The organism is Bacillus sp. JJ722, from assembly GCF_036963345.1.
In the GTDB taxonomy this organism is placed as follows: Bacteria; Bacillota; Bacilli; order Bacillales; family DSM-1321; genus Bacillus_AD.
The window spans coordinates 3994-5118 of sequence record NZ_JBALMO010000222.1 but is presented as its reverse complement, the minus strand read 5'-3'; the positions used below and the strand labels follow the sequence as shown (position 1 = coordinate 5118).

Here is a 1125-nt window from a genome sequence, read left to right as displayed (position 1 = left end):
CGCCAGTAAGAAACCGATTAAAGGATCACTTTATAGTTTCCTACGTTCCTTTTCCGCTCTATAGAATTCATGAAACATTTTCATGAGTGCTCGCTTTTCAATTCTTGAAACATAGCTTCGAGAAATACCTAATTCTTTAGCGATTTCTCGTTGTGTTTTCTCTTTAAAAGGCCCAAGACCAAACCGATTAACAATGACTTCTTTTTCTCTTTCATCAAGTACATCAATATATTTTTTTACTTTTTCAATTTCTAAATTTAATTGAATCGTGTCGATTACATCTTCTGATTCAGATTTTAAGACATCGATTAAAGATATTTCATTTCCTTCCTTATCTTGACCGATTGGATCATGGAGTGAAACGTCTTTTTTTGTTTTTTTCGTAGCTCGTAAATGCATGAGTATTTCATTTTCAATACATCTCGCGGCATATGTTGCTAGCTTCGTTCCTTTTCCATCAGAATAGCTTTCTATGGCTTTAATTAGCCCGATTGTACCTATGGATATTAAATCTTCTGTTTCTTCTCCTGTGTTTTCAAATTTCTTAACAATATGAGCGACAAGCCGTAAATTATGTTCAATTAATATGTTGCGTGCTTCGGAATCTCCTTTACTCATTAACTTTAAGTACTTCTGTTCATCCTTTGCAGACAAAGGTTGTGGAAAAGCATTGTTTTTTACATATGATACGAGAATGACAAGCTCCTTCAAAATGTATCCAAGTGCTATGAATAATCCAGACAATAGATCACCCCCACTTATTTCAGACATTCGCCTATAAACAATAATATGTTGGTTGGATAGTAATCGTGTCTGTACAACAATTGTTTTATAAAAAAGGCTTGTACTAGATGCTACAGGGACAAGCAGAAACAGGAACAATACAGGCTTAGTTACATATTTTAATAGAAAGAAGATATAAGGAGGGTTATATATGGGCTATGGAAATGGTTACGGATATGGATATCCTAGCTATGGTTATCCAAGCTATGGATGTCCGTTACCACCACCTGCGCCAATTCCGCCACCTGCACCAATTCCACCACCGATACCTCCAGGACCTGTACCGTTCTATGGAGGAGGTGGCGCATACGCGTTTTTCATCATTATTTTTATTATTTTATT

2 protein-coding genes are annotated in these 1125 nt (G+C 35.8%); one reads left to right on the top strand and one right to left on the bottom strand.

The window, feature by feature from the left end; genetic code table 11:
• Nucleotides 1-30: 30 nt before the first annotated feature.
• The gene (gene sigK, locus V7014_RS21825) at nt 31-744 is read right to left on the bottom strand and encodes an RNA polymerase sporulation sigma factor SigK (RefSeq protein WP_335510285.1); all 714 of its coding nucleotides are present in this window, start codon (nt 742-744) and stop codon (nt 31-33) included.
• 190 nt (nt 745-934) lie between these two features.
• On the opposite strand from sigK, the gene V7014_RS21820 reads away from it, so the two are divergent.
• A partial coding sequence (locus V7014_RS21820) for a hypothetical protein (RefSeq protein ID WP_335510283.1) occupies nt 935-1125 on the top strand: 191 nt, incomplete at its 3' end.